Below are 11,669 nucleotides of genomic sequence, written 5' to 3' on the forward strand. Positions count from 1 at the left end.
CGTAGCCCTGTCCGAGGCCCCGGCCGGCCATGGCCGAGTCGTCCGGGTAGTCCCGTACCCTCACAGGAGCCAGACCACCACTCGCCCTCGGCCATGAACTCAGCGGCACAGTAGTCGCGTTGGGCGCGGACGCGCCCGGCATCACCGTCGGCGACCGCGTCACCGCGGACCCGGTCTGGCGCTGCGGCACCTGCTTCTGGTGCACGCGCGGCGAGTACCACATCTGCCCCAAGAGCGGTTCCGTAGGCCTCGCCTCCCCCGGCGGCTTCGCGGAACGCGTCACCGTCCCCCTCGCCGGCCTGACCCGCCTCCCGGACAACGTGAGCGACGAACTGGCCGCCGTGGCAGAGCCGTTGGCGGTGGGCCTGCACGCCGTGACCCGCGCCGGCGTCAAGCCGGGCGACAACGTACTGGTCGTCGGCGGCGGCCCGATCGGCGTGGCCGTAGTGCTGGCCGCCCAGATCGCGGGCGCCGCGGGCCTGTTCGTGAGCGAACCCCTCGCCGGCCGCCGCGAGATGCTCCTCGGCATCGGCGTCACCGAGGCCTTCGACCCGCGCGAGACGGACGTACGGCGTGAGGTGTTCGTACGGACCGGCCGGATCGGCCCGGACGTCGTCATCGACGCGACCGGCGTGCCCGCGCTCGCGGGGCAGGCCGTGTCGATCGTGCGGCGCGGCGGACGGGTCGTGCTGGCCGGGGTCGGGCACGGAAGTGTCGAGTTCGACATGGGCCAACTCGTGTTCTACGAGCGGTCGGTGGTCGGCACGCTCGGCTACAACTTCGACATCCCGCGCGTGATCGATCTGATGAGCACCGGACGCCTGGACGCCTCCGCCCTGATCACCGGCCGTTTTCCGCTCTCGGGAGGAGCCGGTGTCTTCGAGGACCTGGCCGCCGACCGGGCCAAGCACCTGAAGGTGCTGCTGACCCCGAAGGGACTGTGACATGGACTTCGACCTGCCCGAGGAGACCCTCGCTCTCCAGGACATGGTCCGCGAGTTCGCGGCCAACGAGATCACGCCCCACGCGGCCGAGTGGTCCGAGAACGAGATCTTCCCCACCAAGGTCTTCACCAAGCTCGGTGAACTCGGCCTGATGGGCATGCTCGTGCCGGAGGAGTACGGCGGGGCTGGCTCGGACACCGTCACCTATGTCGCCGTGATGGAGGAACTCGGCGCCGCCGACCAGTCGGTGGCCTCCTCGTGGAACGCCCACTCGACCATCGGCACCCTGCCGCTGCTCGCCTACGGCACCGAGGAGCAGAAGCGGCGCTGGCTGACCCCGCTGGCCAAGGGCGAGGCGATCGGCGCGTTCGGGCTGACCGAGCCGGACGCCGGTTCCGACGCGGCCGGCATCGCGACCACCGCCCGCCGGGCGGACGGGGGTTGGGTGATCAACGGCACCAAGATGTTCATCACCAACGCGGGCACCGACATCAGCCAGGGCGTCACCCTGCTCGCCACGACCGGCAAGGGCGCGGACGGGCGCAAGGGGTACGCGACCTTCTACGTGCCGACCGGTACGCCCGGTTACACGGTCGGCGCGAAGCTGAAGAAGCTCGGCTGGCACGCCATGGACACACGGGAGTTGGTGTTCACCGACTGCTGGGTCTCCGACGACCATCTGATCGGCGAGGAGGGCAACGGCCTGCGCCAGTTCCTGTCGGTGCTCGACGGCGGCCGGATCAGTGTGGCGGCGCTGGGCCTCTCGCTGGCCAAGGCGGCACTGGCCCTCGCGGTCAAACACGCCAAGGAGCGGCACCAGTTCGGGCGTCCGCTGGCGGACTTCCAGGCCGTGGCGCACAAGATCGCCGACATCGGTACGGAGTACCAGGCCGCGCGTTGGATGGTCTACCGCGCCGCGTGGCTCGCCGACCAGGGCCGTCCGCACAGCACGGAGGCCGCCATGGCCAAGCTGTACGCCTCCGAGGTCGCCAACCGGGCGGCCTCCCAGTCGCTCCAGATCCACGGCGGCTACGGATACGTACGGGAGTCGGAGATCTCCCGTTTCTACGCCGACGCCAAGATCCTGGAGATCGGCGAGGGCACCAACGAGATCCAGCGCAATGTCATCGCCAGGGCCCTGGTCCGGGGCGCGTGAGAGGGCGGGATCCGCGGTGCGCAGCGGCGGCGCACCGCGGGTCCGGTCAGCTCGCCACGGAGACCGCTTCCCACAACGCCTCGGGGTCGAGGGGCAGTTCGGGCCGGGCCTGCTTGAACTCGACGGCCAGCGCCTCGACGTCCGGGAGGTCGCCGACGGACGCGGCGAAACCGCGGAACAGGGTCGAGCAGTACTCGCCCGACAGGAACGCGGCGTCCCAGCTGCCGTCCGGCCGCACCCACTGGTAGGTGTGGTTGTGGAGGTTGAGGAACTGGAGGGTGGCCAGGTGCGGTTCGACCGCACGGAAGGTCCCCTCCTCGACGGCCTCCGTGAGCAGGCCGGTGATCAACAGCTCGAAGTCGGAGCGCTGCCGCAGCACGATCTCCAGCTCCTTGCCGCTGAGGCTGCGGTAGTCGTGCTCGTAGACCCAGATGTGGTCGAGCCTGCGGAAGATGATCGTCAGCAGCGACTCGGACAGCAGCCGCAGCCGCAGCAGCGGGACCTCGTCGAGGGCCGCGATCTCCTTGGCGCGGGCCAGCAGCGGGCCGAGCACCCGCGACTGGATCTCGATGAGCAGGTTCTCCTTGGAGCCGATGTAGTAGTACAGGGCACCCTTGGCGAGCCCGACCGCGCGGCCCAGGTCGTTGATGGAGGTCGCCGCGTATCCCTGTTGCGCGAACAGGGACGCCGCGGTGTCGATGATCTTCTGGCGTCTGACTTCGAAGCCCGGCCCATGACCCGGCGGTCGTGGCATGTCTTCTCTCCCCTGGCTATGACGACGTTTGTGCTGCCCTGGGCCCGCACAGGCGCCGCGCTGCGGCACGCCTGGGGGAAGCGGCCCCGGGGACGTCGCTCTAGTTTGCTAGACCAAACGGTACATTAAAGCGAGGACCGTATGACTCAGGCATCGCATCACACCGGCACCGGCTCCGCACAGACGGACCAGCTCCTGGAGATGTACCGACGGATGCGCCGCATCCGCCGCTTCGAGGAGCGGGCGTCCGATCTGTACAAGGCGACGGAGATCCCGGGCTTCCTGCATCTGTCGATCGGCCAGGAGGCGAGCGCCGTCGGCGCCTGCTGGCCGCTCGGCGCGCGCGACGGCATCACCTCCACCCACCGCGGCCACGGCCACGTCCTGGCCAAGGGTCTGGACTCGGCATCGATGATGGCCGAGCTGATGGGCAAGGAGGCGGGCACCTGCCACGGCCGCGGCGGCTCGATGCACATCGCGGACCCCGGTCTCGGGATCTACGGCGCGAACGGCATCGTCGGCGCCGGGCTCCCGATCGCGGCAGGGGTCGCGACCGCCGCGAAGCTGCGGGCGGCCGGTGACGTGGTGGTTGCGTTCTTCGGCGACGGGGCGGTGGCCCAGGGCATGTTCCACGAAGCCGTGAACCTGGCCGCCGTATGGGATCTGCCGGTCGTCTTCCTCTGCGAGAACAACCACTACTCCGAGTTCTCGCCCGAGGCCGAACAGCATCGCGCCCCGCTCTCCGCCCGCGCCGCCGGATACGGCATCGGATACGAACACGTCGACGGCAACGACGTGCTGGCCGTGGCGCAGACCATGACCGGAGTGGTCTCGCGGCTGCGCGCGGGCGGCGGCCCGGTCCTCGTCGAGGCCGAGACGTACCGCTGGCACGGCCACTACGAGGGCGACCCCGAGCGCTACCGCCCCGCCGAGGAGGTCGCCGCCGCCAAGGAGCGCGACCCGCTGCTGGTGGCCCGCCGGCACCTGACGGCGGCCGGGGTGCCGGCCGCGCTGGCCGACGCTGTGGACGAGGAGATCGACAAGGAGATCGAGGCGTCGGTCGAGTGGGCCAGGGGCCTGCCGGAGCCCGCCCCGGAGACCCTGCACGACTACGTCTCGGCCCCCCGCCTCCTCGTCCCCGAGCCCGCGCCGCTCCCGGCCGACGCCGAGATCTTCCGGTCCATGGACGCCGTACGACTGGCCCTGGAGCACGAACTCGCCGCCGATCCGAGCGTGTTCGTCGCCGGGATCGACGTCGGCGCGGGCGGCAACGTCTTCGGACTGACCCGCGGACTCGCGCAGGCCTTCCCCGGCCGGGTGCGGGACACCCCGATCAGCGAGAGCGCGGTCGTCGGTACGGCGGTGGGGGCGGCCATGGCCGGCATGAAGCCGGTGGTCGAGATCATGTACATGGACTTCATCGGCGTCGCCTTCGACATGCTCCTCAACCAGGCCGCCAAACTCCGCTTCATGACCGGCGGCCGGGCCTCGATGCCCCTCGTCGTCCGCACCCAGTTCGGCGCGGGCCGCTCCTCGGGCAGCCAGCACTCGCAGAGCCTGGAGGCCCTGCTGGCCCACATCCCCGGCCTGACGGTGGTGATGCCGTCCAACCCGGCGGACACCTACGGCCTGCTCCGCGCCGCCATCCAGGACCCCAACCCGGTGGTCTTCGTGGAGAACCGGCTCCAGTACGGCCTCAAGGGCCCCAAGCCCCCGGCCGACCACCTGATCCCGCTCGGCAAGGCCAAGGTGATCCGCGAGGGCACCGACATCACCCTGGTCTCCTGGTCGCGGATGGTCCAGGACGCCCTGGCCGCCGCGGAGTTGCTCGCCACGGAGGGCATCAGCACCGAGGTGATCGACCTGCGCACGATCTCCCCGCTGGACCGCGAGACCGTCCTCGCGTCCCTCGCCAAGACCAACCGCCTGGTCATCGCGCACGAGGCGGTACGCGACTTCGGCGTCGGCGCCGAACTCGCCGCCATGGCCGTCGACGAGGGCTTCTGGCACCTGGACGCCCCGGTCACCCGGGTGGCACCGCCGCCGGTCCCGGCGCCGTACGCGCCCTCGCTGGAGCGGGTGTGGCTGCCGTCGCGGGACACGATCGCGGAGACGGTGCGGCGGATCGCCGCGGTCTGAACAGGGCGTACGACGGGAAGGGCCCCCGGAATCCCGGGGGCCCTTCCCGTCGTACAGCCGACTGTCAGACGGTCGCGACCGGTGTCAGCGGACTGCCCTGTGTCCCCGGCAGGTTGAGCGGGGGCGCGGTGAGGAGGAAGCGGCTGCGATCGTGCTCGCGCAGCCAGGCCGCCAGCTTCTCCAGGTACCACAACTCGCCGAGCGGGACGCCCAGTTTGAAGAGGCAGAGGTTGTGGATCGGGAGCAGCGAGTGCGGGGTGTTGTCCTCGGGGCCGACGCCCACGCCCTCGACGGCGTAGTTGTCCGCGATCAGCGCCGAGATCTGCGAGTCGGCGATCCACTCCAGGAGCGCCGGGTCGAACGCGTCGAGGTAGGAGGCCGTGGTGTGGATGCCCACGGGGTCCGGGTTCTTGCCCCAGGCCATCACGGCGGTGTCGAAACCGGTGTGCAGGAGGAGCATGTCGCCGGGCTCGACGACGATGTTGTCCGCCGCCATGATCTCCTGAAGGGTCTTCAGGTTGACCGGCTGCCAGGTGTTGCCCAGGTGGTGGGCCAGGTCGATCAGGACGCCCCGGCCCTGGACCCCGTGCTCCGCCATGTGCTCAAGGCCCAGGTGGCGGGCGAAGCCGAGGGTGCCGCTGCCGTCGCCCTTGGCGTCCTCCTGCGGTCCGACGATGTCGGTGTCGGCGCGGTAGCCGTTGTAGTAGACCGCCTCCTCGACGCCGTCACCGTCGGCGTCGAACTCCTGGCCCTGGTGGGCGAGCGCGTCCCACTGCGTCGAGTACTGGAGCCAGAGGGTCACCACGTCGTCGGACCAGACGTCCCTGAGGTGCGGCGAGAAGTGCTCGCGCGCCTTGATGTTGTAAAAGACGTCCTGCTTGTGTTCGAGGTCCTCGGTGGGCCGCAGGATCGGAGGGTAGCGCCGCTGGTTCAGCTCGCTCCCGCCCGGATAGTCGAGCGGCAGGCTCAGGCTGAAGCTGATGCCGTGCTCGACCTCGCGGACCCCTTGCAGAACCTTCTCGGGCGTGAGCAGGTTGATACGACCCAGTTCGTCGTCCTCGCCCCAATCGCCCCACGTAGAGCCCGGCGGACGCTGCTTCCAACGCTTCGTCATGATCACGCCTCCTTCGGCGACAGTCCCCGTTGACCAGCCGCCCGCATGTTATTTGTGATTGTACCGATCGGTCAACGAATCCGACGCGCACCCCTCCCTTTATCTTCGGCTCATCAATAGACTGAGTGGTCGAAACACCTGACCTTGGAGCGAAGAATGAGCGAATCCACACAGGCGTGGGTCGTGGCGGGCGTACGGGCCGTACTCGGCGCGCACACCCAGGCCCAGGACGCCGGCCGCACCGACGACCTCGCCGCGCTGTACACGCCCGACGCCGTCCTGGAGATCCCGGGCATGGACCCGGTCGAGGGGCGCGACGCGATCCACGCGGCCTTCAAGGGATGGGAGCCGGTCCAGCCGCAGCTCCACCTGGTGACCAACACCGTCGTGACGTCCACGGGCGAGGACGAGGCCCGCGCCCTGAGCGACGTGGTCTTCCTCCAGCGCGGCGAGACCGGCTGGGCGATCGGCGTGGTCGGGCACTACGACGACACCCTGCGCCGCCAGGACGGCACCTGGCTGCTGCACCGCAGGAAGACCACCTACCAGGCGTGACAGCCGCCACCAGCAAGCCACTCGACCTTCCTGACCTTGACCTTGGAGTGAGATGACCACCTCGATCGAGCCGTCCGTCACGGCGGCCGTGCAGACCGCCATCGCCGCCTACGCCCAGGCTCTGGACGGCGACCGCCCCGACGACATCGCCGCCCTGTTCACCCCCGACGGCGTCGCCGAGATCGTCGGCATGGCCAAGTTCGAGGGCCGGGAGGCGATCCGGCAGGGCTTCGCCGGCTTCGCGCCCCAGCGGCCGCAGTTGCACCTGGTGGCCAACACCGTCGTCACCTCCGCGACCGAGGACGAGGTGACCGCCACCAGCAACCTCGCGTTCTTCGGACGCGGCGACTCCGGCTGGTCCGTCGAACTGGTCGGGCGCTACGACGACGTCCTGCGCCGGCACGACGGCGAGTGGCGCTTCCAGCAGCGGACCACGACCTTCCTGCCGTAGGACGGCCGGCCGCGCGAACCCGGACGCCCGTGCCGCCCACGTCCAGGGCGGCACGGGCGTCCGGGCGTTCAGGCGTCCGGGGTCTCGGCCTTGGAGAGGACGAACGTCGGGAACTCGTTCTCCTTCACGGCGTTGATCGCCTCCTGGAGCGCCCACCGGCCCGTCGGGTTGAGGAGCTGCTTGACCGGCTTGCCGGGGATGTTGCCGCCGTAGAAGTAGCTGCTCTCCAGGAAGGAGGACATCGTGCTGTTGTTCATGCTGTCCGTCCACTCCTCCTCGGCGGCCTCGGTCACCTCGACGACGTCGTAGCCGTGGTCGCGCGCGTGGACGAGGGCGTCGGTGACGATCTCCACCTGGTCGCCGGCGTAGCGCGGGTTGTTGCCGGTCGCGCCGTGCGGGCCGCCGGGGAAGAAGAAGTTGGGGAAGCCGGCCGTGGCGACGCCGAGGTAGGTGCGCGGGCCGTCCGCCCAGTACTCCTTGAGCGGGAGGCCCTGACGCCCTTGCACGCCAAGCCTGTTGAGGGCGCCGGTGCCGAAGTCGTAGCCGGTGGCCCAGATGATGATGTCGAACTCCTCGACACCGTCGGCGGTTTCGATGCCGTCCTCGGTGATGCGGGTGATCGGCGTGGTATTGATGTCGACGAGCGAGACGTTCGGCTTGTTGTACGTCTCGTAGTAGCCGGTTCCGAAGGGGGGCCGGCGGCCGCCGTAGCCATGGCCCTTGGGGATCAACTTGTCGGCGGTCTCGGGGTCCTTGACGATGCTGCGGATCTTGTCGGCCATGAACGCGCACCACTCCGCGTTGACGGTCTCGTTCGACAGCATGTCCATGTAGTGCTCGGTCAGCTTGGTGAACCCGGGTCCGTTCCACCGCTCCTCGTAGAACGCCTGGCGGTCCTCCGGGCTGTCGTCGAGGCCGGAGCGCATGACGATCTGGTGCAGGAAGCCGCTCGGCGAGGTGTTCAGCGTCTCGCGGATGGACTCGAAGTTCGCCTTCAACTCCGCCTGTTCCTCAGGTGCGATGGGCCCGTTGTTGAGCGGCGTGAGCCAGTCGGCGTCCTTCTGATACACCGTCAGCTGCGCTACGTCGTCCGCGATCGCGGAGATGATCTGCACACCGCTGGAGCCGGTGCCGATCTGGGCCACCCGCTTGCCGGTGAAGTCGATGGGGGTCTTCGGCCAGCGTGAGGTGTGGTGCTGCTCGCCCCGGAAGTCGTCGCGTCCGGGGATGCCCGGGATGAACGGCACCGAGAGGTTGCCGGTCGCCGCGACGACGTAGCGGGCCCGGACCTCGGTGCCGTCGCTGGCCCGGACGGTCCAGGTGCCGGAGGGCTCGTCGAAGACGGCGGAGGTCACCTTGACGCCGGTGCGGATGTCGCGCCGCAGGTCGAAGCGGTCGACGACGTGGTTGAAGTAGCGCTCGATCTCGGGCTGGCCCGCGAACCGCTCCGACCACTCCCACTCCTCCCACAGCTCCTTCGAGAACAGGTAGCCGTAGGTGTAGCTCTCGGAGTCGAAGCGCGCCTCGGGGTAGCGGTTCCAGTACCAGACGCCGCCCACGCCGGTGCCCGCCTCCAGGAGCCGCGTCGAGAACCCGGCCTCGCGGGCCTTGTACAGCTGGTAGATGCCCGTGACGCCCGCGCCGACGACCAGCACGTCGACCCGGTCCGGGGCCGCCGGGTTCGAAGCTTCGCTCATTTGCCCTCCAAGGCGACTGGGGCTGCGGCTCGCACATGACCCTGGTTTGATAGTTCGACCAGTCGGTCGAATATTCAGACCGAGAGTAGATGAGGGTCCTGCCCCGATCAATGGCGATGACGGAGAGAGCCTGGACCAGCCATATCCGTAACAGGCATTGATTGTACCGACCGTTTGATCTAACTTTCGTTTGGGACGAATGCAATCGCATGAACCGGGAGTCGGGCATGAGCGCCGAAGACGTCAAGGAAACCCCCGATCTGCGCGTCGCGGGCCTGAAGGCACTGCGGGCCGCGCTGCCCGGAGTGATTCCCGCGGAGGGCGATCTCGACATGCGGGACGGCAAGCTCGGCGAGGATCTCGTCGAGATCGGTCTGAGCACCGTGTGGGGCGCGCTGTGGGGCCGCGAGGGGCTGGCCCCGCGCGACCGCAGTCTGGTCACCCTCGGCCTCCTGATCGCGCTCGGCGCCGAGACCGAGCTGAAGACCCATGTCCGGGTCGCCCTCACCAACGGGGTGACCAGGGACGAGCTGGCCGAGGTCATCTACCACTCCGCCGGGTACACCGGCTTCCCCCGGGCCGTGGCGGCCCGCACCGCGGCCCGCGAGGCCCTGGGCGAATAGGCCCCGGCCGCCGGTGTCCTCGGTGTCCGGGACACCGCGCACGAGCGCAAAGGAGCGCACATGTCACTTCAAGGAAAGGTCGCCGTCGTCACCGGCGGCGGCCGCGGCATCGGCCAGGCGATCGCGACCGTGCTCGCGGCCAAGGGCGCCGCGGTCGCGGTCTGGGACCTGAACAGCGAGGGCGCCGAGAAGACCGCGGCGGCCATCCAGGAGGCGGGCGGTTCGGCGATCGCCGTCTCCGGCGACGCGGCCGAGGCCGGCGCCGTGGCACGGGCGGCCGCCCGCACCCGCGAGGAGCTCGGCCCGGTCACGATCCTCGTCAACAACGCGGGCATCACCGCCTACGAGCCGTTCACGAGCATCTCCGAGGCGTCCTGGGACCGCATGATCGGGATCAACCTCAAGGGCCCCTTCCTGGTCACCAAGGAGATCGTGCCCGACATGGTCGAGGCGGGCTGGGGCCGGATCGTCAACATCTCCTCGTCCTCCGCGCAGACCGGGGCACCCTCCATGGCGCACTACGCGTCCTCCAAGGGCGGTGTCATCGCCCTCACCCGGGCGCTCGCGGTCGAGTTCATCGGCAAGGGCATCACCGTGAACCACGTGCCGCCCGGCTTCATCGACACCCCGCTGGTCCGCGAGGGCCCGGTCGACGTGGAGGCGGCCGCCGCCACGATGCCGATGAAGCGGGCCGGCACGCCGGACGACATCGCCTACGCGGTGGCGTACCTCGCCTCCGAGGAGGCCGCCTACGTCACCGGCCAGACCCTCAGCGTCAACGGCGGGCGCTACCTGGCGTGAACGCCCGCACAGACCATCGCACCCACGCTGCAACGGAGCCGCACATGAGCATCGAGGACGACACCGGGCCCGTGGCCCACGTGCTGGTGGTGGGCGCCTCCGCGTCCGGGCTGACCACGGTGGAGGCCCTGAGGCGCAAGGGGTACACGGGCCGGATCACGGTGCTCGGCGCCGAGCCGCACGCCCCGTACGACCGTCCGCCGCTGTCCAAGCAGATCCTCTCCGGTGCCTGGGAACCGGGCCGCGCCGCCCTGCGCACCGAGGAGATGCTGTCCGGTCTCGACACCGAGTTCGTGTTCGGCGACCCCGCGGTCGCCCTGGACCCGGCGACCCGGACCGTGCGCACGGAGTCCGGGCGCGAGCTGAGCGCCGACGCGATCGTGATCGCCACCGGCGTACGGCCCCGAGTACTGCCGGGACAGGGCGAGTTGACCGGTGTCCACGTACTGCGCACCCTCGACGACGCGCTCGCCCTGCGCACGGATCTGCTCGCCGGATCACGTCTGGTGGTCGTCGGCGAGGGAGTCCTCGGCTCCGAGATCGCCGCCACCGCACGGACGTTGGGCCTGGAGGTCACCCTCGCGGGCCCGCTCACGGGACCGCTGGCCCTCCAGGTGGGCCCACTGGTGTCGGGACTGCTGGCGGAGCTGCACACCGAACGGGGGGTGCAGCTCCGGCTCGGGAACGGTGTCGTGGGTCTGACCGGCGGCCAAGGCCGGGTCACCGGCGTCGAGTTGAGCACGGGCGAGGTGCTGCCCGCCGACGTGGTGGTGGTCGCCATCGGGGCGACCCCGGCGACGGAGTGGCTGGCCGACAGCGGGCTCGAACTCGACAACGGCGTGGTGTGCGACTCCCGTTGCCGGGCCGCGCCGGGGATCTACGCGGTCGGTGACGTGGCCCGCTGGCAGCACGAGCAGCTCGGCCGGCTGATCCGGCTGGAGAACCGGACGAACGCCACCGAGCAGGCCATGGCGGTCGCCGGGGCGATCCTCGGCGAGGACCGGGCCTACGAGCCGGTGCCGTACTTCTGGACCGATCAGTTCGACGCCAAGCTCCAGGTGCACGGCTTCCTGCCGGCCGATGCCGAAGTGGACGTCGTCGACGGGGAGTTGGCGGCCCGCCGGTTCGTCGCGCGCTACCGCAGCGGCGGCCGGGTCACCGGGATCCTCGGCTGGAACATGCCCAAGCAGGCCAGACAGCGCCGTCAGGAGATCGTCGACGCGGTCCCCTCCCCCGCTCCCGCCCGCTGAACGACCCGGAACGATCAGGAGAGTTGCCATGAAGGTTGTCGTCGACGAGGACAAATGCGTCGCCGCCGGGCAGTGCGTCGCCGCCGCGATGGACGTGTTCGACCAGCGTGACGAGGACGGCATCGTCGTCCTGCTGGACGAGAACCCGCCGGCCGAACTGGCCGACGACGTACGGAACGCCGCGG

Annotated in this window: 12 protein-coding genes and 1 pseudogene; 10 read left to right on the forward strand and 3 right to left on the reverse strand. The window is 70.0% G+C overall.

What is annotated here, in order from left to right:
- Positions 1–77: 77 nt before the first annotated feature.
- The 3 genes and pseudogenes from ACNFOC_RS41800 to ACNFOC_RS41810 form a co-directional block, all read left to right on the forward strand.
- A pseudogene (locus ACNFOC_RS41800) lies at positions 78–305 on the forward strand (alcohol dehydrogenase catalytic domain-containing protein); the annotation flags it as partial.
- Positions 300–944 carry a zinc-dependent alcohol dehydrogenase gene (locus tag ACNFOC_RS41805; RefSeq protein ID WP_416964257.1) on the forward strand — a complete coding sequence of 215 codons (645 nt, stop codon included), beginning with the start codon at positions 300–302 and terminating at the stop codon, positions 942–944. The pseudogene ACNFOC_RS41800 and the gene ACNFOC_RS41805, both read left to right, overlap by 6 nt.
- Before the next feature lies 1 nt (position 945).
- Positions 946–2,100, forward strand: a complete 1,155-nt coding sequence (locus tag ACNFOC_RS41810) for an acyl-CoA dehydrogenase family protein (protein ID WP_416964247.1) — start codon at positions 946–948, stop codon at positions 2,098–2,100.
- A 46-nt stretch (positions 2,101–2,146) separates the two neighbouring features.
- Here the strand turns inward: ACNFOC_RS41810 and ACNFOC_RS41815 are convergent, their stop codons facing one another.
- The gene (locus ACNFOC_RS41815) at positions 2,147–2,854 is read right to left on the reverse strand and encodes a TetR/AcrR family transcriptional regulator (protein ID WP_416964248.1); all 708 of its coding nucleotides are present in this window, start codon (positions 2,852–2,854) and stop codon (positions 2,147–2,149) included.
- Between the two features lie 141 nt (positions 2,855–2,995).
- Here ACNFOC_RS41815 and ACNFOC_RS41820 point away from each other — a divergent pair, with 141 nt between their 5' ends.
- The gene (locus ACNFOC_RS41820) at positions 2,996–4,993 is read left to right on the forward strand and encodes an alpha-ketoacid dehydrogenase subunit alpha/beta (protein ID WP_416964249.1); all 1,998 of its coding nucleotides are present in this window, start codon (positions 2,996–2,998) and stop codon (positions 4,991–4,993) included.
- A 64-nt stretch (positions 4,994–5,057) separates the two neighbouring features.
- On the opposite strand, the gene ACNFOC_RS41825 is transcribed toward ACNFOC_RS41820, so the two are convergent.
- Positions 5,058–6,107 (reverse strand): cyclase family protein, encoded by a 1,050-nt coding sequence (locus tag ACNFOC_RS41825; RefSeq protein WP_416964250.1) that lies wholly within the window; start codon positions 6,105–6,107, stop codon positions 5,058–5,060.
- A gap of 156 nt (positions 6,108–6,263) precedes the next feature.
- On the opposite strand from ACNFOC_RS41825, the gene ACNFOC_RS41830 reads away from it, so the two are divergent.
- Together ACNFOC_RS41830 and ACNFOC_RS41835 are read left to right on the forward strand one after the other, a co-directional pair.
- Positions 6,264–6,662: a nuclear transport factor 2 family protein gene (locus ACNFOC_RS41830; RefSeq protein ID WP_416964251.1), complete on the forward strand. Its 399-nt coding sequence runs from the start codon at positions 6,264–6,266 to the stop codon at positions 6,660–6,662.
- A gap of 52 nt (positions 6,663–6,714) precedes the next feature.
- The gene (locus ACNFOC_RS41835; RefSeq protein ID WP_416964252.1) at positions 6,715–7,113 is read left to right on the forward strand and encodes a nuclear transport factor 2 family protein; all 399 of its coding nucleotides are present in this window, start codon (positions 6,715–6,717) and stop codon (positions 7,111–7,113) included.
- A gap of 68 nt (positions 7,114–7,181) precedes the next feature.
- Here the strand turns inward: ACNFOC_RS41835 and ACNFOC_RS41840 are convergent, their stop codons facing one another.
- The gene (locus ACNFOC_RS41840; RefSeq protein ID WP_416964253.1) at positions 7,182–8,810 is read right to left on the reverse strand and encodes a flavin-containing monooxygenase; all 1,629 of its coding nucleotides are present in this window, start codon (positions 8,808–8,810) and stop codon (positions 7,182–7,184) included.
- Positions 8,811–9,037: 227 nt separating this feature from the next.
- On the opposite strand from ACNFOC_RS41840, the gene ACNFOC_RS41845 reads away from it, so the two are divergent.
- From ACNFOC_RS41845 to ACNFOC_RS41860, 4 genes are all read left to right on the forward strand, one after another.
- Positions 9,038–9,433, forward strand: coding sequence for a carboxymuconolactone decarboxylase family protein (locus ACNFOC_RS41845; protein WP_416964254.1), 396 nt, complete (start codon positions 9,038–9,040; stop codon positions 9,431–9,433).
- 60 nt (positions 9,434–9,493) lie between these two features.
- Complete coding sequence (locus ACNFOC_RS41850) at positions 9,494–10,234, forward strand: SDR family NAD(P)-dependent oxidoreductase (protein WP_416964255.1); 741 nt, start codon at positions 9,494–9,496, stop codon at positions 10,232–10,234.
- Positions 10,235–10,278: 44 nt separating this feature from the next.
- A complete protein-coding gene (locus ACNFOC_RS41855) occupies positions 10,279–11,484 on the forward strand; it encodes an NAD(P)/FAD-dependent oxidoreductase (RefSeq protein ID WP_416964256.1) in 1,206 nt (401 codons plus the stop codon).
- A 28-nt stretch (positions 11,485–11,512) separates the two neighbouring features.
- Positions 11,513–11,669, forward strand: a 157-nt coding sequence (locus ACNFOC_RS41860) for a ferredoxin (RefSeq protein ID WP_416964258.1), incomplete at its 3' end; no start/stop codon positions are given.

Source organism: Streptomyces colwelliae (assembly GCF_048158785.1).
Taxonomy (GTDB): domain Bacteria; phylum Actinomycetota; class Actinomycetes; order Streptomycetales; family Streptomycetaceae; genus Streptomyces.

Excerpts from the sequence above, each read along its gene's own strand:
- ACNFOC_RS41810 (WP_416964247.1), top strand. The coding sequence starts at position 946 with ATGGACTTCGACCTGCCCGAGGAGACCCTCGCTCTCCAGGACATGGTC.
- ACNFOC_RS41850 (WP_416964255.1), top strand. The coding sequence starts at position 9,494 with ATGTCACTTCAAGGAAAGGTCGCCGTCGTCACCGGCGGCGGCCGCGGC.
- ACNFOC_RS41830 (WP_416964251.1), top strand. The coding sequence starts at position 6,264 with ATGAGCGAATCCACACAGGCGTGGGTCGTGGCGGGCGTACGGGCCGTA.
- ACNFOC_RS41815 (WP_416964248.1), bottom strand. The coding sequence starts at position 2,854 with ATGCCACGACCGCCGGGTCATGGGCCGGGCTTCGAAGTCAGACGCCAG.
- ACNFOC_RS41840 (WP_416964253.1), bottom strand. The coding sequence starts at position 8,810 with ATGAGCGAAGCTTCGAACCCGGCGGCCCCGGACCGGGTCGACGTGCTG.
- ACNFOC_RS41835 (WP_416964252.1), top strand. The coding sequence starts at position 6,715 with ATGACCACCTCGATCGAGCCGTCCGTCACGGCGGCCGTGCAGACCGCC.
- ACNFOC_RS41825 (WP_416964250.1), bottom strand. The coding sequence starts at position 6,107 with ATGACGAAGCGTTGGAAGCAGCGTCCGCCGGGCTCTACGTGGGGCGAT.
- ACNFOC_RS41845 (WP_416964254.1), top strand. The coding sequence starts at position 9,038 with ATGAGCGCCGAAGACGTCAAGGAAACCCCCGATCTGCGCGTCGCGGGC.
- ACNFOC_RS41820 (WP_416964249.1), top strand. The coding sequence starts at position 2,996 with ATGACTCAGGCATCGCATCACACCGGCACCGGCTCCGCACAGACGGAC.
- ACNFOC_RS41855 (WP_416964256.1), top strand. The coding sequence starts at position 10,279 with ATGAGCATCGAGGACGACACCGGGCCCGTGGCCCACGTGCTGGTGGTG.